General features: G+C 49.2%; 22 protein-coding genes and 1 other annotated feature (1 of these 23 only partly in view). Of the genes, 3 read left to right on the forward strand and 19 right to left on the reverse strand.

What is annotated here, in order from left to right; translation table 11 throughout:
* Positions 1 to 20 (reverse strand) — a binding site (T-box leader) (it extends 238 nt beyond the left edge of the window).
* Between the two features lie 315 nt (positions 21 to 335).
* Positions 336 to 809, forward strand: coding sequence for a hypothetical protein (locus tag MHI30_RS18305; RefSeq protein WP_075751438.1), 474 nt, complete (start codon positions 336 to 338; stop codon positions 807 to 809).
* 146 nt (positions 810 to 955) lie between these two features.
* Here MHI30_RS18305 and MHI30_RS18310 read toward each other — a convergent pair whose 3' ends face one another.
* The 6 genes from MHI30_RS18310 to MHI30_RS18335 form a co-directional block, all read right to left on the reverse strand.
* The gene (locus MHI30_RS18310; protein WP_075751439.1) at positions 956 to 1,882 is read right to left on the reverse strand and encodes an ABC transporter ATP-binding protein; all 927 of its coding nucleotides are present in this window, start codon (positions 1,880 to 1,882) and stop codon (positions 956 to 958) included.
* Positions 1,882 to 2,571: an ABC transporter permease subunit gene (locus tag MHI30_RS18315; protein ID WP_075751440.1), complete on the reverse strand. Its 690-nt coding sequence runs from the start codon at positions 2,569 to 2,571 to the stop codon at positions 1,882 to 1,884. Before MHI30_RS18315 ends, MHI30_RS18310 begins: the two co-directional genes overlap by 1 nt.
* Before the next feature lie 324 nt (positions 2,572 to 2,895).
* Entirely contained in the window at positions 2,896 to 3,618 is a 723-nt protein-coding gene (locus MHI30_RS18320; RefSeq protein WP_075751441.1) for a lactate utilization protein C, read from the reverse strand.
* Entirely contained in the window at positions 3,615 to 5,048 is a 1,434-nt protein-coding gene (locus MHI30_RS18325) for a LutB/LldF family L-lactate oxidation iron-sulfur protein (RefSeq protein WP_075751442.1), read from the reverse strand. The genes MHI30_RS18320 and MHI30_RS18325 overlap by 4 nt, the downstream gene beginning before the upstream one ends.
* A gap of 42 nt (positions 5,049 to 5,090) precedes the next feature.
* A complete protein-coding gene (locus tag MHI30_RS18330; RefSeq protein WP_020453014.1) occupies positions 5,091 to 5,807 on the reverse strand; it encodes a (Fe-S)-binding protein in 717 nt (238 codons plus the stop codon).
* A 130-nt stretch (positions 5,808 to 5,937) separates the two neighbouring features.
* Entirely contained in the window at positions 5,938 to 6,678 is a 741-nt protein-coding gene (locus MHI30_RS18335; RefSeq protein WP_075751443.1) for a FadR/GntR family transcriptional regulator, read from the reverse strand.
* A 201-nt stretch (positions 6,679 to 6,879) separates the two neighbouring features.
* Here MHI30_RS18335 and MHI30_RS18340 point away from each other — a divergent pair, with 201 nt between their 5' ends.
* On the forward strand, positions 6,880 to 8,571 hold the full coding sequence (locus MHI30_RS18340) for an L-lactate permease (protein WP_075751444.1): 1,692 nt from the start codon (positions 6,880 to 6,882) through the stop codon (positions 8,569 to 8,571).
* Between the two features lie 33 nt (positions 8,572 to 8,604).
* Here the strand turns inward: MHI30_RS18340 and rpoN are convergent, their stop codons facing one another.
* Complete coding sequence (gene rpoN / locus MHI30_RS18345; RefSeq protein ID WP_075751445.1) at positions 8,605 to 9,915, reverse strand: RNA polymerase factor sigma-54; 1,311 nt, start codon at positions 9,913 to 9,915, stop codon at positions 8,605 to 8,607.
* A gap of 73 nt (positions 9,916 to 9,988) precedes the next feature.
* Between rpoN and yvfG the strand changes: the two genes are divergently transcribed.
* A complete protein-coding gene (yvfG, locus tag MHI30_RS18350) occupies positions 9,989 to 10,204 on the forward strand; it encodes a protein YvfG (protein WP_075751446.1) in 216 nt (71 codons plus the stop codon).
* Between the two features lie 15 nt (positions 10,205 to 10,219).
* Here the strand turns inward: yvfG and MHI30_RS18355 are convergent, their stop codons facing one another.
* The 12 genes from MHI30_RS18355 to MHI30_RS18410 are packed head-to-tail and all read right to left on the reverse strand — an operon-like array spanning position 10,220 to position 22,623.
* Positions 10,220 to 11,197, reverse strand: coding sequence for a polysaccharide pyruvyl transferase family protein (locus MHI30_RS18355; RefSeq protein WP_075751447.1), 978 nt, complete (start codon positions 11,195 to 11,197; stop codon positions 10,220 to 10,222).
* Between the two features lie 10 nt (positions 11,198 to 11,207).
* Positions 11,208 to 12,353, reverse strand: a complete 1,146-nt coding sequence (locus MHI30_RS18360) for an aminotransferase class I/II-fold pyridoxal phosphate-dependent enzyme (protein WP_075751448.1) — start codon at positions 12,351 to 12,353, stop codon at positions 11,208 to 11,210.
* Entirely contained in the window at positions 12,340 to 13,005 is a 666-nt protein-coding gene (locus tag MHI30_RS18365; protein WP_075751449.1) for an acetyltransferase, read from the reverse strand. Before MHI30_RS18365 ends, MHI30_RS18360 begins: the two co-directional genes overlap by 14 nt.
* Entirely contained in the window at positions 13,005 to 13,607 is a 603-nt protein-coding gene (locus MHI30_RS18370; protein WP_075751450.1) for a sugar transferase, read from the reverse strand. Before MHI30_RS18370 ends, MHI30_RS18365 begins: the two co-directional genes overlap by 1 nt.
* Before the next feature lie 20 nt (positions 13,608 to 13,627).
* A complete protein-coding gene (locus MHI30_RS18375; protein WP_237562635.1) occupies positions 13,628 to 15,184 on the reverse strand; it encodes an MATE family efflux transporter in 1,557 nt (518 codons plus the stop codon).
* Positions 15,181 to 16,200 carry a glycosyltransferase gene (locus MHI30_RS18380; RefSeq protein WP_075751452.1) on the reverse strand — a complete coding sequence of 340 codons (1,020 nt, stop codon included), beginning with the start codon at positions 16,198 to 16,200 and terminating at the stop codon, positions 15,181 to 15,183. Before MHI30_RS18380 ends, MHI30_RS18375 begins: the two co-directional genes overlap by 4 nt.
* Entirely contained in the window at positions 16,197 to 17,276 is a 1,080-nt protein-coding gene (locus MHI30_RS18385) for a polysaccharide pyruvyl transferase family protein (RefSeq protein WP_075751453.1), read from the reverse strand. Before MHI30_RS18385 ends, MHI30_RS18380 begins: the two co-directional genes overlap by 4 nt.
* Before the next feature lie 11 nt (positions 17,277 to 17,287).
* Positions 17,288 to 18,319, reverse strand: coding sequence for a glycosyltransferase (locus MHI30_RS18390; protein ID WP_075751454.1), 1,032 nt, complete (start codon positions 18,317 to 18,319; stop codon positions 17,288 to 17,290).
* 55 nt (positions 18,320 to 18,374) lie between these two features.
* On the reverse strand, positions 18,375 to 19,478 hold the full coding sequence (locus MHI30_RS18395; RefSeq protein ID WP_075751455.1) for an EpsG family protein: 1,104 nt from the start codon (positions 19,476 to 19,478) through the stop codon (positions 18,375 to 18,377).
* Positions 19,479 to 19,482: 4 nt separating this feature from the next.
* The gene (locus MHI30_RS18400; protein WP_075751456.1) at positions 19,483 to 20,643 is read right to left on the reverse strand and encodes a glycosyltransferase family 1 protein; all 1,161 of its coding nucleotides are present in this window, start codon (positions 20,641 to 20,643) and stop codon (positions 19,483 to 19,485) included.
* The gene (locus MHI30_RS18405) at positions 20,636 to 21,478 is read right to left on the reverse strand and encodes a glycosyltransferase family 2 protein (RefSeq protein WP_075751457.1); all 843 of its coding nucleotides are present in this window, start codon (positions 21,476 to 21,478) and stop codon (positions 20,636 to 20,638) included. The genes MHI30_RS18400 and MHI30_RS18405 overlap by 8 nt, the downstream gene beginning before the upstream one ends.
* Positions 21,475 to 22,623, reverse strand: coding sequence for a glycosyltransferase family 4 protein (locus tag MHI30_RS18410; protein WP_075751458.1), 1,149 nt, complete (start codon positions 22,621 to 22,623; stop codon positions 21,475 to 21,477). The genes MHI30_RS18405 and MHI30_RS18410 overlap by 4 nt, the downstream gene beginning before the upstream one ends.
* Position 22,624: the final 1 nt, after the last annotated feature.

The raw sequence follows: 22,624 nt of genomic DNA on the forward strand, positions 1-22,624 counted from the left end.
CTCCCGTTCATTGTGTTTTTTTCTGCCTGAAATATATTCATATAATATACGTGCCGATCTTGACTTTGTCAACATCAAATCCACTGCCAAAAAATAAAAATTAAAATTTTTCTCTTTTTTCAAGGAAAATCGCCTTTTCTATTGGAAAATACAAGGGAAGATATGCACATCTTTCATGATGATGGAGCATTCCCCAAAAGGGGAAAAATATAAAAATCGGCGGATATCCCCCGAAAAAAATAGTTAAATTGAAATATTATTCAAACTTTACAAAATATTTTAACGATGATAGAGTGTGAACCGAATCATCACATCAGCTAAAGGAGGAAGAGAACGTGAAAAAACTTTCGTTTATGGTGATCTTGTCCGTATTGACGCTCGTCTTTGTTTCATCGTCCGTAAGCTTTGCGAAAGACATTCCTGAAGACAGGTATACAACGCCTACAGATGCTGAATTTAGCCAGATTAAAGAGATTTTAAACGACGTTGATATCGAAACCGGCAATTTGCAGAAGGATTACGGTGTGATTGTCAATGACCCCGCTGAAAAAGTCGGCGTCATATCAGACATCCCCGCCGAAAAAGACGACTGGAGCCATGTCAGCTTCCATTCCTACTATGTCGACCTCAACAGCAACACTCTCATCGCTGATGTTCAATTTGAATTCACACAAAACGATGACGGCACTTCGGAAACCGAGTACAAAAACGTAACAAACGGAGGCAGGTATTTCGTCAAGATGGACCAAGACGGAAATGTCATTGATGAAGAAACGACCGGCGACATGTCGATTTTGTGGAAATACTAGAAACCGAGCGCCCCTTATGGAAAACGCCTTTATTCAAAGGCGTTTTTTTGTTCGGGTATTTAATAGATCTATCCACTGACGCCATCCGCATCCGCAAAATAAAAGGCAAGCTGCCCGAATAAACCCGGGTCATCACTATCATTCTGTCAAGAAACAACGCGTTCCTCCGAGCTGTCCATAAAGATGTCTTCAAGCGACGGTTCATCGACGTGAATTCTGTAGATTCCCACTTTGCAGTTCGTTAATACTCTGACAATGGCGGGAATTTTTTCTTCTGAATTGACGGTGATCGAAATCTCATGGTGATTGAATTGAACGTTTTCACCAGCTGACTCAAGAAAACGGTCGATCAGGCCGAAATGCTGCTCGGGAATATTCGAGTGACGAATGTGAACGCTTATGTTCGACATGAAATGCCTTCTTAATTCATCGAGGGTGCCTTCCATTAAAATGCAGCCGTTTTTCATGATCGCGATTCGTGTGCAAATTTTCTCTATCTCATGCAGGTTGTGTGACGTCATAAATATCGTCTTACCTTCTTTTTGCAAATCCATGATCAGCTTTTGAATGTGCAGGGCCGATTCGGCATCAACACCTGATGTCGGTTCATCCAAAAAGATGAGCTCAGGATCATGGATGATCGCCTGGGCGATGCCGAGCTTTTTTTTCATACCGAATGAATACGCACCCGCTTTTTTTTCAGCATGCTCAGTGAACCCGACTCTCTCTAAGATTTCTTCGCACCGCTCAGTCGATACGGCTCGTCCGTTCAGCTTTGCAAAATACTTCAAATGCCCGACTGCTGTCATTGAATCATAGAGGGTCAAATAATCGGGTAAAACGCCGATGCGATGCTTGACGTTTTCAATCGAAGCGTCATTTAACAGCAGAAAACTGCCGGCTGTCGGCTGGGTAATGCCTGTGATCATATTCATGAACGTAGATTTCCCCGCACCGTTGCGGCCGAGAAATCCGTAAATCTCTCCTTTTTCGACTTGGAGGTCGACATGGTTGACGACGGTTTTGGCCCCGTAGCTTTTCATCAGCCCTTTTGCCTCGATCACCACATTCATTATAAATCTCTCCTTTTAAACAAAACGATCGCACCGCACAGAACGATGGCGGCGTAGACAAAGTTGATGAAAACAAAAGAACCGCCCAGCACGGAGTAATAGTACGGCGTTAAATATTTAAACCAGGTGATCATGCCGTTCTCTGAATAAACAGCCCATAAGCTGACCGCGGGAAAGACGAGCGCAAACACGATTCCGAAAAACATGGACATGGCGGGCCTTGAAATCACGATCGAAAATAAAAGGTTCAAAGAGATTGCAGCTGTAAGAAACGCCATGCTGTCTGCATAACTCATCCATAAAAACTCTTTTGAGGCGATCATCACCAAGGTGTACGAAACGAGCATGCAGAAAAACCAAAACAGCCAGACGCCAAAAAACTTTCCCAGAATGATCTTGATCCGCGACGTTTTCGTCACAAGAAATCTGACCGTCCGGGCATGGACTTCGCGGTTGATCATGTCATGGGAAAGTCCAGCGATAAACAGGAAACCGAGAGCAAAAACGATAACCGCCGTTCCGATTGCGTTTGCATCGCTTCCTAAATCCAATTCGCTCACGAAGTCTGCAGGCGCCTGTTCGATCAATCCCGCAGTCTTATAGCTCACCCAAAACATAATAATAATGACAATAATCGACTTGATGCTTTTAAAAAGACTGATAAATTCATTCAGACATACCGCCCGCATACGAGTCACTCCTTCACTATTCTCCATTATAGTGAGTGAACATTATCGGGAAATAATCTTATCCTTAACATTACCTTAAATTTTAATAGACTGTTTCCTTCAAGGGTGTTTCCGAGAATCACAAATGAGATGCAAGCGGCTTGAACCAGCGGCAGAAATGGGGATGCAGAGCCGGAAATCCGATAAAAATACCATTTTAATATACTATTTATAACCGGCAAAAAAAGTAGAACGATGCGTTTAATCGGTATGCACCGGAATTGTCATATCGCATAATAAAAAAGATTAGCTCAGCATGAGGCTAATCTTTTTGTTATCGTCTTATTACCGGTCCGTCACGATAATATATGCCGCTTTTACCGGGCCGTGGACGCCGACTACAAGGTCCATTTCGATATCGGCTGAATTGCTCGGTCCAGTGACATAGTTGATGCAGGACGGGATGGCGTCGCCGTCTGCAACCTTTTGTTTGATGATTGCGCTTGCCTGTGTCATCCGCGGGACGATGGTGCTTTTCGGGACGATCGCGATATATGTCGTCGGCAGCAAGCTGACAGAACGTCCCTTGTCTTTTGAACTGAAGAGGACGACCGTTCCGGATTCAGCAAGCGTGATCTCGCTGAATGTCACGCCGATGTTAGCCTGTTCGGCCCGCTGGATATTTTCATCTCCGGCCGCTGCATTCCATTCCCACACTTTTGTCCCCTCATTCGGCCACTTGTCTGTTAACAGGCCTGACAGTCCGTACTCTTTAAAACGGTCATCTTTCGGAATGACGACAGGCCCGCCTCCAAATCGTGATGCCTGCTCATACAAGGCATCATGCAAGCCGATGACATCTGTTTCAATCAGCTCCGTATGAATTTTCCGGCAGTGGTCCTTTAAGACGCCGACAAGCTCATCCTGTGTATAGCCTTGATATACCCGGTGCTGCGGCTGATAGGTATAATCGGGAACGGTGACGCCTGCCGAGCGCCTGTTGCGGCCGAGCCTTTCCGCAATCCGGTTTAAAAAGCCGTCTTTGTTTTGGATTGTTCCGTTTGTCATCTGTCTTCCCCTTTCTCTTTCCGTCTGTCCTCAAACCAGTCGCGGAACCTTGACTTGTTCGGCGCGGGGAAGTCGCGAATCTGAGTCCACTGTTTTAACGGACCCGGTCCCTTCGTTATTTTGCCGTCTTCGTTAAACGGCTTCATGGCTGCCGGCGCCCATTTGGAGCCCATTTTATATAGGGATGGCGCAGAAGTTCCCAAACCGAACGCTTTCATCGCGAGCTTCTCGGATATCGGTGCGCGTCCTTCTTTTTCAACGATGCGCTGTCGGTGCTTCAGAAGCAGTTCATGAAGCGGGATTTTTACCGGACATGCTTCAGAGCAGGCCGCACATAACGAAGAGGCGTACGGCAGTTCTTTATAATCGTCATATCCGCCGAGCAGCGGCGACAATACGGCTCCGATCGGGCCTGAATAGATCGAACCGTAAGAATGCCCGCCGACATGACGGTATACGGGACAGACATTGATGCAGGCCGCACAGCGGATGCATTGGAGGACGGATTGAAACTCCGTTCCGAGAATGTTCGAACGCCCGTTGTCAACGATGACGAGGTGAAACTCTTCGGGACCGTCCGCTTCACCGGGCAGCCGCGGCCCTGTCAGCGCCGTGATATAGCTTGTCAGCCGCTGTCCGACCGCGCTTCTTGTGAGCATGCCGACGAGAACCTCAAACTCGTCGAATGAAGGGACGATCCGCTCCATCCCCATCACTGTAATCTGCGTCTTCGGAATGGTCGTGACGAGACGTCCGTTTCCCTCGTTTGTGACAAGGCTGACAGATCCCGTATCGGCAATCGCAAAATTGCAGCCCGTAATGCCGATGTCAGCCTCGAGAAATTTCTTTCTGAGCACGGCGCGCGCGTGCATGACAAGCTCTTCCGGCTTTTCGGTGTTGCGGTAGCCGATCCGCTCTTTGAAGACGTCGCGGATTTGCTCTTTGTTTTTATGCAAAGCAGGTGCGACGATATGTGACGGCGGATCATGATCATCGATTTGGAGGATGTATTCGCCCAAATCGGTTTCGACCACTTCGCAGCCGTCGCGTTCAAGCGCCTCGTTCATGTTGATTTCTTCGGTCACCATTGATTTTGACTTCACGATTTTTTTGCCGTTTTTCTTTTTCACGACATCGCGGATATAGCCTGTCGCTTCTTCGGCCGTCTGTGCAAAGAATACGTGCCCGCCTTTTTTGGCGACATTTTCGGCGAGCTGTTCTAGGTAGTAGTCCAGGTTTTCGAGCACGTGCTGCCTGATTTCCTCGGCCTGAGACCGCCATTCTTCCCAGTTCCCGAGCTCTTCCGCCGCCTCAAGACGGCGCGTTCTCAAGCGCTCCTGCGCACTTGAAACAGCCCCCCTCATAAACTCGTTTTCGAGCCCTTCAGATACGCGCTCTTTAAATTTCTGCGTTCCGATCTTCATTGCCATAACGAATGTCCCCCTCTATCTGTGAAATGACCGGATGTCTGTTTATCTGCTGTTCAGCACTTCTGCGATGTGCATGACTTCAATCGGCTTGTTCTTTCTCCCGATCCGTCCGCCGATATTCATCAAGCAGCCGCAGTCTGCCCCGATTAACACATCTGCGGCTGTTTCTTCGACACACGCCACTTTCTCATCGACCATCTGTTCGGATATTTGCGACATCTTCACCGAAAAAGTCCCCCCGAATCCGCAGCAGTCGTGTTTGCGCGGCAGCGGCGTGAACTCCAGTCCCTTCACATGCCGAAGCAGCTTCATCGGCGCGTCTGTGACGCCCAAAAGCCTTGTCATATGGCATGACGTATGATAAGTCGCCTTTTTCTCAAGTGTCGCCCCAACGTCTTCAACCTTCAAAACGTTGACGATAAAATCGGTCAGCTCATACGTTTTGTCAGCCAGCCGCTGCGCTTTTTCCGCCCAGGCCGGCTCATCCCGGAAAAGGTGCGGATACTCTTTGAACATAAAAGCGCACGATCCTGAAGGGCTGACGACGTATTCGGCTGATTCAAACGTCTCAATCATCCGTCTCATCGCTTTTTTGGAATCTTTGACATAGCCGCTGTTGTACGCAGGCTGGCCGCAGCAGATCTGCCCTTCGGGAAAATCCACTTCACATCCGAGCCGCTCCAGCAGTTCAACCGTCGCTTTTCCGACATTTGACTGAAACATGTCAACCAAACACGTGATAAACAGTGATACTTTCATCTTGATCCCCTCTCCAACCCGATAAATCAGGTCATCTGATGACTTGGTTAGAAAACCCTCTTTCTCCATCTTACACCTTGGTAAAATTTTTTGAAAGGGGTTTCTTTTTCGTTTTCACTCGGGCCGCTGCTTATATGGCCGGCTCGTCGGCCTGTTTCGTTTCTTCAAAATATGAGGCCAGCACATTTTCCACATTCGTCAGATGATTGTGCATCGCCTGCTCTGCTTTTTGGCCGTCTTTTTCCATCACAGCCTGATAGATGGCTTCGTGTTCCTCATAAAGGCGCTTAACGGTTGTGTTCTTCGAGAACAGCCAAATTTTGCGCGTCTCCCTCATCGTCTCAATTAAGAGCGATGACACATGATTCATCAAGCCTTTCAGCAGATCGTTTTGCGAGGCGCCGGCAAGCGCAAGATGAAACGCGAGGTCGGCTTTTTCGCCAAGTTCGCCGTTCCCGTCCGCCTGCTTCATATCCTCGAGTGCGGCATGCATGCGCCCGAGATCATCTTCTGTGCGTTTTTGAGCCGCACTGGAAACAGCTCCGATTTCAAGAATCTTACGGACTTCGAGCAGTTCAGCGACGTCTTTCTTTTTCATCAAAAGCGCAGCCGAAAGGGGAATGGAAATTTGCTCAGGCTCAAACCTTTTCACATACGTCCCTTCCCCCTGCTTCATTTCGACCATCCCCATCGCTTTTAACGCGGACAGCGCTTCCCTGACGGCCGAACGGCTGACCTGAAAGCTGTCGGCGAGCGCCTGGACGGAGTCAAGCTTGTCACCTGGCTCAAGCTCTCCGCTTTTAATCGATTCAAGAAGCGCTTCCGCGACTTCTTCGTATATTTTTTTCGTCTTGATTTGTTTGTATTTCAACTTTTTTCACCTCGTAACCAGACTGGGCATGATGCGCTATTTTTTATTATACCGTTCTTTCCGTCCGGAACATATAGACTTCGGCTCCATGCAAAAAAAGATTGTAATTTATGACATTGAGAAATATAATGCTAAATGATCAGTCTTATCATCATGTCATCAGATGACTGAGTGAGACTTTGAACAAAGGGGGAATTGGAGATGGGATGGACGCAAGATTATACTCCGCTGGGGAACAGTTTGCTGCTCTCTTCGCTTGCAGCGCTGATACCGATTTTGTATTTTTTCTGGGCTCTGGCAATCAAAAGAATGAAAGGGCATACAGCGGGTGTGACGACTTTGCTGATTGCGCTCGCGCTGGCCGTTTTCGTATACGGCATGCCTGCTCATCAGGCTGTGATGTCGGCTTCGCAAGGGGCGGTTTACGGGCTGCTTCCGATCGGCTGGATCATTGTGACTTCCGTTTTTTTGTACAAGCTTACAGTCAAAACCGGCCAATTTGAAATCATCAGGAGCTCGGTATTGTCGATCACAGATGACCGCCGTTTGCAAGCACTTTTGATAGCGTTTTCATTCGGGGCGTTTTTAGAAGGATCGGCAGGCTTCGGCGCCCCCGTCGCGATCTCGGCCGCATTGCTTGTCGGCCTCGGCTTCAATCCGTTGTACGCGGCGGGCATATGCCTGATCGCCAACACGGCGCCTGTCGCTTTCGGGGCGATCGGCATCCCGATTATCGCGGTTGAAGGGCCGACGGGGATTCCTGCGATGGACATTTCAAAAATGGTCGGACGCCAGCTCCCGTTTTTATCTGTATTTATTCCGTTTTATTTGATTATCATCATGAGCGGCTTGAAAAGGGCTTGGGAAGTGCTGCCGGCGATTCTCGTGTCGGGTGTCTCTTTTGCCGTTACGCAGTATGTAAGCTCAAACTTTCTGGGGCCTGAGCTCCCAGATATTTTGTCAGCCATCGTATCGCTTATCGCGCTCGCTGTATTCTTAAAATTTTGGAAACCGAAAACGACATTCAGATTTTCACATGAAAAGGAAATGGCCGCTGCCGCGGAGGCGCAGCAGCTTGAACATCAAAAGGCCTCATACTCGGCGGGGCAGATTTTCAAGGCGTGGACACCGTTTTTGCTGCTCACGGCAATGGTCTCCATCTGGGGAATTCCAGCTGTCAAACAGGCGCTGACAGGCCATTACGAAGGGTCAAATCCATTGCTGCTGTTCATCAATGACATCGGCGGCAGGCTGACGTTCGCGCCCGGTGTGCCTTTTTTGCACAATCAAATTCTCGATGGCTCCGGAAAACCGCTTGAAGCTCTTTATAAACTTGATCTCGCCGGATCGGCGGGAACGGCGATCCTGATTGCCGCCGTACTGACAAAGTTTGTCACAGGCATGCCTTGGAAAGAATGGGTCGCCGTGTTTACAGATTCGCTGAAAGAGCTCGGCAAGCCGATATTAACGATCGCTTCCGTCGTCGGTTTTGCCTATGTCACCAACTCTTCGGGCATGAGCACAACACTTGGCATGTCACTTGCGATGACGGGTTCAATGTTCGCATTCTTTTCTCCCGTTCTCGGCTGGCTCGGCGTCTTTATAACCGGTTCAGATACGTCGGCCAATTTGCTGTTCGGCAGTCTGCAAAAAGTGACAGCACAGTCGGTCGGAATGGAGCCGGTACTGTCTGTGGCGGCCAACTCTTCGGGCGGCGTCACAGGAAAGATGATCTCTCCGCAGTCGATTGCGGTCGCCTGCGCAGCCGTCGGACTGGCAGGAAAGGAATCCGACTTGCTGCGCTTTACACTGAAACACAGCCTGTTTCTTCTGTTCCTGGTTTGCATGATCACGTTCCTGCAGCATCACCTGTTTGCGTGGATGATCCCGTAAAAAAGCCGCCGGCGTTCGTGCCGGACGGCTTCTTTATTGATATCTCTTTCTGACAGACGACGGCAGTATATTAAGCTGATCGCGGTATTTGGCAACGGTCCGCCTCGATATGACGACGCCGTGCTTTTCGTTTAAAAGGTCTGCCAGCTTTTGATCTGAAAGCGGTTTCATTTTATTTTCTTCATCGATCAGCCGACGAAGATGCGCTTTGACTGTGTGACTTGACGTATGCCCGTCAGCGGCGTCCTTTACCTTCGCCGAAAAAAACTGTTTAAGCTCGCACAGCTCAAAAGGCGTCTGCACGATTTTCCCTTTGACTGCGCGGCTTACAGTTGATTCGTGAACACCGAGGGCATCGGCGACCTCTTTTAATGTGAGCGGCTTCAGTTCGTCTTTCCCTTTTAAAAAATAATCTTTTTGACGCACCATAATTTCCGCCATCACCCTCCGCATCGTTTCCCGTCTTTGCCTGAGGGCATTGTCGAGCCATTTCCACTGCTTGAACTTATCAGAGATATAAGCGGTCGCCTCGTCTTTTGACTGGCGCTGCAAAAACGGCTCGTAAAACGCGTTAAGCTGGATATCGGGAAAAGAACGGCTGCTGAGCTCAAGCACCAATTTTCCATCCTCGGCTGAAATGATGACATCAGGCTCGATATAGACTCCGCCTTCATCCGTGCCATACATCAATCCGGGACGCGGCGACAGCCCTGCGACAAGGTCTTGTATGTCCTGAAGCTCTGAGAGCGAAAGGCCCGCTCTCTCAGACAGCTCTTTCCATCCTTTTTTGGCAAACAGATCAAAGTATAGGGAAATGACTTTCTCCGCTTTTGCCGTCTCCTTTGGCAGACGCTCTAATTGGATCAGGATGCATTCCTGAAGCGACCGCGCTCCGATGCCTGCCGGATCAAGAGTCTGCAGCTTGCCCAAGACTTCTTCCGCTTCTTCTCTGGTGACAGCCAGCTCGGAAGCGATAAAGGCGATGTCTTCTGTCACATATCCGTTTGGATCAAGGGATTCGACCAAGTAGCTGAAAATCCGCTTTTCCCGGCTTGACAGCCGGAGATCGAGCGCCTGCTGTTTCAAGACACTTTTGACATCTTCACGTGAATGCGCCGTCTCAGAGCGGCTCATTCCTTCATTTTGCAAATGACGATTCGTTTTATGGTAAAATGATCGGGGAATATCGGGGTCTTTTCGTTCGATCAGGGGGTTTTCTAATGAGAGTTCGTCAATCCGGCTGTTCAGCTCGGCCGACGAATACTGAAGCATATGAATGGCTTGGGCAAGCCCTTGCGTCAAGTGAAGTTTTGCCGTTTGCTGCTGCTGTACATGCAAGTTCATCAAATCTCCCCTCCCACTATTAGTTTACACGATCGGTTCCGTACCGTATAGACTTAAAAAAGGAGTGTTACCATTGACAGAACTTTTCTCTGTGCCCTATTTCATAGAAAATTTTAAAACCCATATTGAAATGCATCCAAATGAGGATAAAATCCAGGCGATGAACAGCTACTACCGTTCAGTCGTGTCAACGCTTGTCCAAGACCAGCTGACAAAAAACGCGGTCGTCTTAAAACGGATTCAGCATTTGGATGAAGCCTACAACAAAGTAAAGCGCGAAGAAGCATAGCAGAAAAACCGCCTGTCATACATGAACAGGCGGTTTTTCTGCTTCTTCCGGCTTGTTTTGAATCAGTTTTGTACTCGGGATATCCTTCATCCATGTGTTGTAGTAATTTGCGTTTTTTCCGTAGGAGTTGTCAATCACGACATTTTCTTTTCCAAGCAGACACGATAAGATGTGGCCGTGCAGCCTTGAAGTAACGACGGATTCATAGCGGTTGAAAAAACGGATTGATTTGTCGACGAGGCTGTCCGAATAGCGTTTCCAATAAGAAGCGATCGGCAGCGGATTGCCGGCTTTTTTATTGAGGACATTGATCGTCTGCAAGCGTTTGATTCCGCGTTTGTCGCCTTCTGACAAGATGACGTTCCAATCGTACGTATCCGGCTCCCCTGTTTTCTGCAGGCTGCTGTTTGCTTCTTTGTCGGTTCTGATCAACCGCAGAACGGACTCAGAAGGCTTTTCGGCAGGTGCCGCGATCGGCCAGAGCTGGTGCGCCATATCGGGCATCATTCTGATGTTTTTCACCCCTTCGAAATGCTTGAGGGCAAATTCGAAGGATGCCTTTTCCCGCGTGAATAAGTGCAGATCCGGGTGAGCCGCCAAAATGCCGCACGTTTTTTTTGCATTTTCTTCATGTTCATAATAAATCGACTGCGGCAGAATGACGATCCGGTGGTCCGGGTAATGTTCGACCACCCGTTCCCTGAACTGCTGAAAGTGAGGGTACAAATCGCCGAAATTGCCGCCCCCCTGACAAACAATGATGGCGTCCTTTGGAATGCGGCGGCCCGGAATGAAATTCTCTGCATTCCATCTTTCGCGCACCTTGATGCCGTATGCTTCAAAAAAAGCTTCCGTTCCTTTCATGATCAATAGGTCCCCGACGTTTCCGTAGAGCGGGTAGTCCAAGTAAACGACTGATGAATGCCTTGGAATGACATCCAAAATTTCTGCCAGCTTATGCTTTAAGCTGTCCATGGAATATGTAATCGCCATGTTTAGCACCTCATTTATATTTAATCCGGTCGGCCACGATTTGAATCACCCGATCCTGCTCTTTTCGCGTCATACTTGATCCTGACGGCAGGCAGAGCCCGCGCTGAAATAGGTCGCAGCAGACAGAGCCTTGGTCATCGTGCGGATAAAAGGCCGCGCCTTTAAAAAGGGGCTGTCTGTGCAACGGCTTCCATAACGGCCGGGCTTCTATGTTTTCATTTGCGAGCTGTTCAATGATGTCCGCCGGTGTTGTTTGAATCTTTGCTGTATCAAACGTTAATGTCGTGAGCCAGCGGTTTGACATGCCGGCTTCAGGCATGAATTCTATACCTTCGATACCGGAGAGCGCCTCCTGATAGCGCTCGAAGATCGCCCGTCTGGCGTGTACCCTGTCATCCAGGACGGCGAGCTGAGCGATGCCGATTCCGGCCAGGACATTGCTCATCCGGTAATTGTAGCCCGCTTTTTCATGCTGATAATGAATGGCGGGCTCGCGCGCCTGAGTTGCTAAAAAGCGCGCCTTCTTCAAAGCGTCTTCATCATCGCTGACAAGCATTCCTCCGCCTGATGTGGTGATGATTTTGTTACCGTTGAACGAATAAATGCCGAAGCGTCCGAAGGTTCCGCTTTTTCTGCCCTTATAAACAGAACCGAGCGATTCGGCCGCATCTTCAATAACAGGGACGGCAAATCGATCGCAAATCGCCATAATCTCGTCCATTTTCGCGCTTTGGCCGTACAAGTTGACGACGATGACGGCTTTCGGAAGATTCCTGGCCCGCTCTGCTTCGTCGAGCGCCCGTTCAAGCGCCTCGGGCGACATGTTCCATGTATCCCGTTCAGAATCGATGAAAACCGGATCAGCCTGCTCATATATAATCGGATTGGCGCTCGCTACAAACGTAAAGGAAGAACAGAACACCGTATCGCCTTTGCCAACGCCGAGCAATTTCAACGCCAGGTGGATTGCGGCTGTTCCTGAGCCGACTGCCGCGGCACCGGACGTCCCCGCATAGGCGGCAAGCTTTTCTTCGAATGTATCGACAAGGGGACCGAGCGGCGCGATCCAGTTTGTCCGAAACGCTTCGGCTACATAGCGCTCTTCGTCTCCGCTCATGTGCGGCGGGGATAAATAAATTCGCTTATTCTGACTCATGTTTTTCACCCTTTTTGCTGCTGTGATATTTAATTTTTCTTGCAGGGACTCCGACAGCGGTACAATCATCAGGAATGTCGTGAATTACGGATGATCCCGCTCCCGTCACGCTCCAGCGGCCGATTGTCTTTCCGGGAATGACCGCCGTTCCCGCTCCGAGATGAGCGCCTTCCATAACTGTCACGCCGCCAGTTAACACCGTTCCCGGCGAAAGATGAACGTAATCGCCGATCCGGTTGTCATGTTCGACGATCGCACCTGTGTTGACAATCGTGTGGATGCCGATGTGGGCATCCGCTTGGATAACGCTCGACGCCATGACAACGGCGCCGTTTTGAATCCGGGCCGAACCGCTGATCACGGCGGACGGATGAATCAAAACCGCATACCGGTCAAGCGGAAGGCCGAGGCGTTCATACAGCCGCTTTCTGATGCCGTTTTGACCGACAGCTAAGACGAACTTCGCGTCCGGATGCAATCGCGCAAGTTCTTCTGCGGCGCCTGAAGGCCCGCGATACAGACCGTTCTCGACATGAAGCTCTGCATACCGGTCATCGAGAATACCGGCAAGCGCCGTATCGGGCCGCGCTATTACAAGATCCCGAACGACTTTCCCATGGCCGCCGGCTCCGATGATCACCACATTTTGCATCAGGCATTCCTTCTCCCAGTAAATTTTTCTGCTGTCACATGCCGGTCCTGGCTGACGCCTTCCGACTTCAAGACTTTTACGACAGTCAACAAAAGGATTTTGAGATCAAGCAAAAAAGAACGATGGTCCACATACCAGACATCAAGTTCAAATTTTTCCTCCCATGTCACTTTATTTCTCCCGTTGATCTGCGCCCAGCCCGTGATGCCCGGCTTGACCTCATGCCGTCTCCACTGCCGCTTCGTATAGAGGGGAATATACTCCATCAAAAGCGGCCGCGGCCCGACAAGGCTGAGGTCTCCTTTGATGACGTTGATCAGCTGCGGCAATTCGTCAAGGCTCGTTTTTCTGATCAGCTGCCCCGTCTTTGTCAGCCGTTTTTCATCGCTTAGCAGATTGCCTGCTTCATCTCTTTCATCAGTCATTGTTCTGAATTTATATAATGTAAAAGGCTCGCCATTCAGCCCCGGACGGGTTTGGCGAAATAAAACAGGCGAGCCGATTTTCCATCTGATAAGGCAAGCTGTCAGGATCATGGCCGGACTGAGCGCGACCAGCAAAATAACCGACAATGCAAGATCGAAAAACCGTTTCGCTAGCACGAAAAACGCACCCCTTTCTTTTATTTAAAAAATCCCTTTTGAAATGGTAAGGATAAAGAGCATCGAAATGCTTGCAGCCTTGTTGTGACAATATGCCGTTCCGCTTTCGTCAACATGACGAAATAGGCAAACAGGCCGTATGCCCCCGTCGCAGCAAGCGCCGTGACAAACAGGGACAGCAGGCTGCCGATTGCAAATAAGTATTGAAGAGCGTAACAGACAGCCAAGGTAAATGAAGCGCCGGCCACCGGCCCGTATATGCCTTTATAAAAAACCCTTTTTCTTTCACCCGTAATCTTTGACGCATAAATCGGAGTGAAGACGACATTTTTCAGCATTAAAGCTGCCGCTCCGGCCAGCGCTATTCCGTAAAGGCCGAATCCCGCCGGTCCGCTCAGCACGATGGCAAGCAGCAAATTGACAACGCCGAAGGCAACCGTTGTCAGTGCCGGTGTTCTCAGCTTGTTATAGGAGGTAAAGATATAAAACAGCGGCGCCGGGCTTAATGAAACAACCAAGTAACCCGCATGTATCAGTAAAAGCCATTTCAAATGTTCGAATGAAGGGCCGAGCCACAGCGACAGAAACGGGCCGGCAAGCCCGCCCAGAAGCGCAGCCGGCAAAGCGAGCAGAATGCCGTTAAACCTGACGGCCTGGTTGGCATAGCGGACGAGCCCTTCTTTGTCGCCTTTTGAATAATAGAATGTAATCGTAGGTGAAAATACGGCCGCAAGCGTTCCCGAAAGCGTCCGCAATAACAGCGGAAACTGAATGATCGCCGCGTACATGCCGGATTCGGAAACCCCCAGCATCACATTCGCCACCATTAAATCGATTTGCAGAAACAGCAGGACGCCGACTTGGCTGACGGAGCTCCACCCTCCCGCCTGAAGCAGTTTTTTGCACTTTGCAAACGACATATCCCTCACCCGAAACGTAAACCATGGGATCAATTTCTTAAAGAAAAAGATCGACAGGATACACGCCGAAGCGGTTGCGATAAGAGCGGCGAGCTGAATGTGCCAGATCTTCGGTGCAAACCACGCGAAAATCAACAATACGCTCAAGACGCGAATCAGCATTTGGACGGCCTGGATCGTGCTTGTAATATAGATTTTATTGGCAAAAAAAGGACCGGCGGCAAATCCCGACATCACAAAGGTCAATAAAAACAGCAGGCTCCCGATTAAAAGCGCGATCTGCACATCCCCCAAAAGACCGGCGGGAACGCGAATGATCTGATCGATAAAAAACACCGTGCCGCCAAGCGGAAAAAACAAGATGACCGAAAGCACCAGTGATGAAACGATGTAGGTATTCATATAGCCCCTCGCTTCATCAAGCGCCCCCCTGTGGGCGGAAACAGAAAAAAACCGGACAACGACCGCGCTCAAGGCGACCGTAATAATCGAAAAGTAATTGATCATATTCTGTGTGAGATGGACAAACCCAAACGCCTCAACACCGAGGTTCTTGATGACATAAGGCGTCAGCCACATCGAAAACAGCACCGATAATAAAAAAGACGCCACATTGGCGCCGAGATTCAAAACAAATGTCTTATTCAAAAGGCTCATCCCTTACTGGGCAGATTTCGTTTAAAAAACAATTCGAGCAGGATCGGAATATTCAGCTTGCATAGCAATAAAACGAGCCGTTGGCCGATTAAAAGATTGCGGTTGCGGAGAGACGTTGATTTGACGCACGACTGCACCATCCGGTAAGACAAAATGTCTTTAATGTGCCGCCTCACCTGCTTTGAAGGCTTCGGTTCCGCACAGGCATTGGCTAAAAGCATCGGAATTTGATGTTTGCATGTGTATGTTTCCAGATCGTCCGCACATTCATCCAAAAGCTGAAACGTCTCATAGAATCTCCTTTTCGCCCGGTACTGCCTTTTCAGGCTTTCATCCATGTACGGTTTAAACGGCACCTCCGTCAGGCTATCCGGATTGCATCTGTACATGTAGTAACCGTCATCGATCGCCCTCACCCGTTTGGCTGCATAAAAGGCGTACAAATTGAACGGCGAATCCTCTGCAAAACGAATGTCCTCAAAAAAGTACAGCTGGTTTTTCTTCAGCAGGTCGCGCCTGTACAAATTCCGCCACACATACCAGATGAAGCGGGTTTCGTGCGCCTTTTTGAGCTCGCGTTTAATATCCCAGCTCAACAAGAGGCGATCGGTCGGCAGCGGCGGCGGGAAATAGGTATCTTCCGCATCGGAATGTTTATGATACCCGCACATGACGATATCAAGCTCGTCTTTTTTGGCAGCAGCGTACATGTTTTCAAACATGGCAGGCAATACAAAATCATCGCCGTCGACAAATCCGACATAATCTCCTGTCGCAGCTTGAAGACCGGCATTTCTCGCCGAGCTCAATCCGCCGTTTTTTTTATGAATCACTTTCACTCTGGCATCCAGGCTGCAGTACTTTCTGGCTATCTCTCCTGATCTGTCGGGAGAGCCGTCATCGACAAGGATGATTTCAATATTTTTCAGCGTCTGCCTGCGCAGCGAATCGACGCATTCTTCTATATAATCTTCGACATTGTACATCGGAACAATGATACTGACGAATGGCTTCATTGGACATCACCCATAATTTTCTGTCTTAAATCTGTGAAATAATGCTCCCTTGACGGAGTCTCACGATACGAATCACCGGTCTTAATCAGCTCTTCGATTGCGCCGAGAACCTCTGCCGCATCGGGATTTTCCACAAGCTTCAGCGAAGGAACGCCTTTCAGCCAGCGAAAGCCTTCAAGCACCTTATGATCAAAAGAGCGGATCACAACGCACGGCGTTCCTGTAATCGCGCAAAAAATCATGCCGTGCAGCCTGTCTGTCACGACGACCTCCGCACCTCTCAGCTGATCCCAAAGCCGATTCAGCTCCTTCTCGCGGGACACGCGGCTGACCCTCCTGCCGATCGTCGTTGTAAAAGTTTGCACGCCGCCATATTCGTCGCCGACAGCCTTCAGCAGCTTTTCACGCTCTTCCGGTCTGAGAAAGCTTTCTTTATCCTCCCTTAAACAAACGAGCACACCATCTCTTTCAGACTGCTGTTCTTTCTTTAAATAAAGCACCATATCAGGCTGTTTCACAATCGTTTGCTTTGAAAAATGCCTTTTCATAAATTGATAGGTTGTATCATCGCGCGCCATCATAAACAGCCGGCGATGAGAGTTGTAGATTTTTTTCGCTCTTTTCAGCTCCTTTTTGCCGCGGGGCGTCTCGGAAAAGTGCGCGGTTGCCGGGAGCTGGACAATTTTATAATGCTTGAATGTTTTGATAATGAAGCGCCTAGTCCATTCCTCATTGCGGTACAAATCCCCCATGTTTCCTCCGCCGACGATGAACACCATATCCTCGGGGTGGCGGATGCGCATGAGCGCTTTTGCATGTTTGTAAATATCGTTGATGCCGATTTCAATTAATTCAAAATCGGGAAACTCGTTTTCTATGAATGTCCGGCTTGCCAGGGCAATCGCGTGATCTCCCAAATTATCATGGGACGGAATTAAAGTCAGAATGATCTTTTTCTTGCCTTTGTATTGATCGAAACGCCTTAAACCCGGCGTTCCCATCACATATTCAGAAGGATATTTCACCTTGAGCAAAAGCCATTCTGCAAGATTGATCTTCAGTTCCTGAAAGGTCATTTCCTCACCGCCTATTTCTTCATTCTGTGCTCGATCATTTTCTGGTAAATGGCTGCAAATCCATACACTGCCGGCATCAACCGCAAGCGAATCAGCATCAGGAGAAGCTTCTTCTTCGAATCGAATGCTGACATGTCCACCGCGGGGATTTTCCCCCTGAATTCCGGACAGGCGCATATGCTGCGGATATTTTTATATTTTTCTATTGAAGGGTTTTGGTTTCGGCTCTTGCATTCATTTAAAATACTGATGCAGCCGTGGTTGACGATAAAGACGTGCAGCGCCTCCTTTAAAGCCGGAAGCTCTCCGTGCTTTGTCAGGCAGTCGAGGTTCGCTTCATAAAGAGCGAGCCCGTCTTCAAACAGCCCCGCCTGATACTTTTGGACGATGGACGACAGATGGACCCTGTAATGATAAAGCGGCTTAGTCACGAACGCCGCCGTATTTGCATATAAAAGGCATCTGAAGCTGAAGTATTGATCTTCGATGTTTTCCAGCTCGTCGCGCAGCGGGAAAACGAGCTTATGCCGCTCAATCAGGCTCCGCCTGTAGAGCTTGTTCCAGGAAAAGCCGCTTACTTGACCCTTTAATAAATCTTTTATGAATGCCTCTTTCGGCTTTCCTTCATAGTTTTTCCCGATGTCCGGGCAGACCGTTTTTCCGGTATCCTGAATTTCGACGGCATAATCACAGATGACAAGGTCGGCATCCTCATCCTTCGCTTTTTCATACATAGATTGGCAATAGTCCGGCTCAATCCAGTCGTCGGAGTCGATAAATGCCAAGTACTCGCCTGACGCCGCTTCGATCCCTTTATTGCGGACAGCGCCGAGGCCCTGATTCTCCTGCTGAATCGTTTTGATGCGTCCGTCCTTTCGGGCGTAATGATCAATGATCTTCTGGCTTCCGTCCGTTGAACCGTCATTAACGATAATGATTTCGATATTTTTTAAGGTCTGGCTGATCAGCGACTGCAAACAATTCGGCAAAAAAGCTTCTGTATTATAAACAGCGACCAGTAGACTAACTGCTGGATTTTCCAATGTGATGACTCCTTTGTCGAAATTTTCACAAGACCTAAACGGCCTATTCCGCTATTCAACGTTCAAAAATCGTTCTGTACGGCAATACCGACGAGTCGAACGGCATGAGCATAAAGCTGTATAAGAAGTAACAGATCAAAATCAAAACATACAGAAGCGCATTCGATTTCGGTTCGAAAATCCGTACAAAATAAGGAACGAGAATCAGCTGATAGAGCCCGAAGTAAATGTTGAACCTCGCAAAAATGACATCCTTTGTCGCCAAAATTCCGAACAGGAAGCCGATCAGACAAAGGTTGACGATATAATCGACTTCGGGCCAGCGCTTTCTGAGCTGCTCCCTGAAGCAGAATGCAAGTACGAGCGGGAGAAGAAGAACGATGATTTTAATGGCGTTCATGCCGTTCGTATTTTTCATCAGCCATTCTTCATAATGTCCGTATTGACTGTTTTCAAGCACGACAAGGAATACGGACAGAAATTTTTGATACAGAAAAGTCCCCGCCAAAAATAAAAGCATGAGACACCAGAGGACAGGCGACCACGCTTTTCTTCTGACGATGAAATAGACCGGAATCATGATCAAAGCCGAAGAATGAAAAAGCGAACAGATCAGCACGACGATCATATAGCGCACCAGCTTTCCATCGATCAGATACCGCACCGCCCAAAACAGAATGGCCGCCGCCATGTATTGGCGAATGCCGTTAAACGAAGCATAGTAGTGAAACATGCCGATAAAGAGAAACATGCTCAACTCAAACGGCCTTCCATATACATAAAGCGTCTTGACGATATAGATATAGGTAATCGCGGCAACGACGGCAAACATGAGCGCCGGATCAGCTGAAATCTGGTTTAATATCCATAAGAGTGCCGTAAATCCGGGATCTGTCGACGACTTGTCTGTTCCGAAACCGAAAATCTCCCAAATGTTTCTGTATTTTCCGGCTAATTCGTAAAGCAGCATATAAGTGTGGTAATCCGTTCCGACCTTGTATCTTAAGCCGGCAACGATAATCAAAGACGCGAGCGGAACGACGGTGAGGAGCGCATTCGGACGGTAGCCCGTCGGCAGCCTGTGATCTTCCCTGCCGTACATTTTCGCAAACCATGACCAGATGAAAACAATCCCCATATTCAACATGTAAACAGCCATACACTCACTGTCCTTCTGCCGCGGAGATTGAATAGATGTCCATCAGTCTCGCCAAATTTGCTTTTGCATCATAGCCTCTCTCTGCCAGGCTTCTCTCAATCTCCGGCCATGCAGGCTTTTTCGCCTGAGCGGCACGGCTGATATCCTCAGCCCACCGTTCAAAGCCGGCATTTAAGCTGAGACGGGTCAGCAGGCCGAGTCCCAAATCGGTTTCCTCCGTAATATGGTCTGATACAATACAAGGAAGCCCTGACGCCTGCGCTTCGACGAGTACGAGGGGGAGCCCTTCAAACAAAGACGGCATGGCAAATACATCAAACGTCTGCATGAGAGCCGGGATATCTTCGACGACGCCGAGAAACAGTATGTCGTCTTTTACACCGAGAGCGGCGGCTTTTTCTTCCATCTGTCTGCGCAGCGGACCGTCACCTGCGAACACCGCTTGAAAAGGCGTGCCCGATTTCTTAAAATGAGCGGCAAGCCCGAGCAGAAACGCATGGTTTTTCTGTTCAAAAAAACGGCCGACATGCCCGATCACCAATGCGTCTTCCTTGATGCCGAAGCTCTTTTTTGCATCCGTCTTTGAAACGCCGTTCGCTTCTTTGAAGCGGTCAAGTTCAATCCCGTTTTGCAAAAGATGGACCGCGTTTTCGCCCATCTTTTTTCCGCCGAATAAAAAACGCCCGGCATCTTTGCCGCAAGCACACAGAGCCGTAGCACTGGAGAAAATCAAACGGCGGAATGCGAGGAGCTGCCATGTATCCCAAAACCGGGGGTTAGGCTTCCAGGCCGTGTTGTGGGAATGGCAGACCCTGACCGGAACGCCGGCGAGCCTGGCCGCCAATGCGGCAAACCCCGTCTGAAAATCCGTATGGGCGTGCACTGCGGCATACGGCCCTTTCTCAACCAAAATCCTTCTGATGTTTTTGATGTAGGCGAGAGGACCCGAGCGCCCGATGCTCGGTACATAAAACACCCGGCCGCCGCGCGTGATGATCTCCGGATCATAATCGCACGTTTCTTCCCGGTGGGAAATAAAATCAAATTGAATATGCCGCCTGTCTGTATGGCGGTATATATTCATAATCATCGTCTCCGCTCCGCCGCGGTTCATTCCGCTTACGATGTGAAGCACCCGTTCTGGTCTCACGCTTCCGTCACTCATGTTTTACGACCCCTCCGCCTTCATTCATCAATCTTCTTTTATGATATCTGTTCATGATAAAAGGAGGCATAAGCCCCCTGATGATGGGTTTCATCGTATAAATATAGTCCGATAGCGGCAGCTTCAGCCGTCTGCAGGCGGCAAAGACGATAAACGCATTATCAATCGAGTAGCTGAGCTTTCTCCTTTTAAACGCCGATTCGTCTTCCCTTACTTTGTATAAGGCTTCCTGAAGGTTGTAGCCCGTGAAGCCCGCCTCAAAAAAACGAAGCCACAAATCGATATCTTCCATCCTTCTTGTTCTCCGGCCGACCCGATAGCCGTCCAGCGCCTCGTACACTTCCGCTCTCATCATGATCGTCGCATGGCAAAACGGCGTCCCTTTCGCCATGATTCTCGGCCCGGGAGAGGGAGGAAGCATTCTGATGCCTCTGATCCCGTTTTCGTCGAAGGCCATCATTCCGCTGCCGACGACATGATAATGAGATTGTGATTCGAGAAACGCGACCTGTTTTTCAAAACGCCTTGGCAAAGAGACGTCATCTCCGTCCTGGCGCGCGATATATTTCCCGCCGGCGTACCGGAGACAGTGGTTTAGCGAAGCTGCCAGCCGCTGATTCTTCTCGTTTTTGATCAGGTTGATCCTATCTGCGTAATGATCGGCATATCGCCTGGCAACAGCATATGTCCCATCTGTCGATGCATCGTCGCATATAATCAGTTCCCAATTTTTATAGGTTTGATTTAAAATCGACTCGATGCTCTCTGCGATCGTGTCCTCACAATTGTAGACTCCCATAATGACAGAAACTTTCGGCTTTTGACCCCCTGTCATCCTTTCAGCCTCCTTTCAACTGTTTCATGATCCATAAAGGAAGAGTAAATGCCCGCCATTTCTTTGACGGTGCGCTGCTGGGAAAAAGCGGCGGCCGTTCGTCTCCCCGCGTCCCCCATCTCTTTTCGCAAAGAAGGCAGGCGGTACAGCTGCAAAATCCGGTCGCTGAACGTTCCGGCGTCTCCCTGCGGAATCAAAAATCCGTTCACGCCCTCTTGAATGACTTCCCGGTGTCCGCGGTTGTCCGCTGCAACGGCGGGTTTACCTGCAGCCATTCCTTCCAGGAGGTTCATGCCGAGCCCTTCCCTGATGCTTGAAGCGACAGACACATCGGCAAGCTGAATCCATTCGTGGATGTTTTTTTGAAAACCGGCAAATGTGACGGTCGAAGAAACGCCTTTTTGTTCAGCGAGACTTCGGTATTTTTCTTCCATCTGCCCTTTACCTGCAAACACGAGCTTTAAGTTCGGGGCTCTGTCTTTTAAAGCAGCCGCCGTTTCGATGAGCAGCGCCTGGTTTTTATTCGCGTTCAGTTCCGCGGGATATATGAGAATAAAGTCGTCTTCTTTGAAACCGTATGTTTTCCTGAGCTGCATTTTCTCTGTTTCGCTGACAGGATGAAACCGCTCCGTATCGACGCCGATGCCGTGGATTTTTTCCGTCCGCAGCGCCTTGCGCAAGCCTTTTGCAAGGACGAAATCTTCTTCATTGATCGTAATCAGGCAATCGGTCAAAGCGGACAGCCCTTTTTCAATCGGATAATACAGCAGCCAATTCTTTAAAGGTGCACCTTGGCAAAAGTGAAAGCCGTGAGCGGTATAAATCACTTTCGTTCCCTCTTTTCTCTGTTTCCGGGCCGCAAGCCTTGCCAGCACGCCTCCCATCGGCGTGTGGCAATGAATGATGCTGTACCGGTTTTCGTCAATGATGCGCGCCAGCTCCCGATAGGCTGCGATATTGCTTGCATTCAGAGGAGAACGCCTGATGTCGATATCAAATTTTTTGTCTGTATAAGGCAGTGTCATATCTCCTTTTGCGGCGATATGAACGTTCCATCCCTGCTCTTTAAACCATTTTAAATATGGGAGGTGGAAGGCCTTGAAATGGTAATCCACAGTAGCGCAAAACAAAACCGTTCTTGTCATG

It is taken from the genome of Bacillus sp. FSL L8-0528, assembly GCF_038593085.1.
GTDB lineage: Bacteria > Bacillota > Bacilli > Bacillales > Bacillaceae > Bacillus > Bacillus paralicheniformis.

Coding starts and splice junctions, on each gene's coding strand:
- MHI30_RS18410 (WP_075751458.1), bottom strand. CDS start 22,623: ATGACAAGAACGGTTTTGTTTTGCGCTACTGTGGATTACCATTTCAAG.
- MHI30_RS18355 (WP_075751447.1), bottom strand. CDS start 11,197: ATGGCGATTACATATTCCATGGACAGCTTAAAGCATAAGCTGGCAGAA.
- MHI30_RS18360 (WP_075751448.1), bottom strand. CDS start 12,353: ATGAGTCAGAATAAGCGAATTTATTTATCCCCGCCGCACATGAGCGGA.
- MHI30_RS18340 (WP_075751444.1), top strand. CDS start 6,880: ATGGGATGGACGCAAGATTATACTCCGCTGGGGAACAGTTTGCTGCTC.
- MHI30_RS18385 (WP_075751453.1), bottom strand. CDS start 17,276: ATGACCTTTCAGGAACTGAAGATCAATCTTGCAGAATGGCTTTTGCTC.
- MHI30_RS18330 (WP_020453014.1), bottom strand. CDS start 5,807: ATGAAAGTATCACTGTTTATCACGTGTTTGGTTGACATGTTTCAGTCA.
- MHI30_RS18375 (WP_237562635.1), bottom strand. CDS start 15,184: ATGAGCCTTTTGAATAAGACATTTGTTTTGAATCTCGGCGCCAATGTG.
- MHI30_RS18380 (WP_075751452.1), bottom strand. CDS start 16,200: ATGAAGCCATTCGTCAGTATCATTGTTCCGATGTACAATGTCGAAGAT.
- MHI30_RS18310 (WP_075751439.1), bottom strand. CDS start 1,882: ATGAATGTGGTGATCGAGGCAAAAGGGCTGATGAAAAGCTACGGGGCC.
- MHI30_RS18325 (WP_075751442.1), bottom strand. CDS start 5,048: ATGGCAATGAAGATCGGAACGCAGAAATTTAAAGAGCGCGTATCTGAA.
- MHI30_RS18365 (WP_075751449.1), bottom strand. CDS start 13,005: ATGCAAAATGTGGTGATCATCGGAGCCGGCGGCCATGGGAAAGTCGTT.
- MHI30_RS18395 (WP_075751455.1), bottom strand. CDS start 19,478: ATGGCTGTTTACATGTTGAATATGGGGATTGTTTTCATCTGGTCATGG.
- MHI30_RS18320 (WP_075751441.1), bottom strand. CDS start 3,618: ATGACAAACGGAACAATCCAAAACAAAGACGGCTTTTTAAACCGGATT.
- MHI30_RS18400 (WP_075751456.1), bottom strand. CDS start 20,643: ATGAGTGACGGAAGCGTGAGACCAGAACGGGTGCTTCACATCGTAAGC.
- MHI30_RS18315 (WP_075751440.1), bottom strand. CDS start 2,571: ATGCGGGCGGTATGTCTGAATGAATTTATCAGTCTTTTTAAAAGCATC.
- rpoN (WP_075751445.1), bottom strand. CDS start 9,915: ATGAACTTGCATGTACAGCAGCAGCAAACGGCAAAACTTCACTTGACG.
- MHI30_RS18405 (WP_075751457.1), bottom strand. CDS start 21,478: ATGACAGGGGGTCAAAAGCCGAAAGTTTCTGTCATTATGGGAGTCTAC.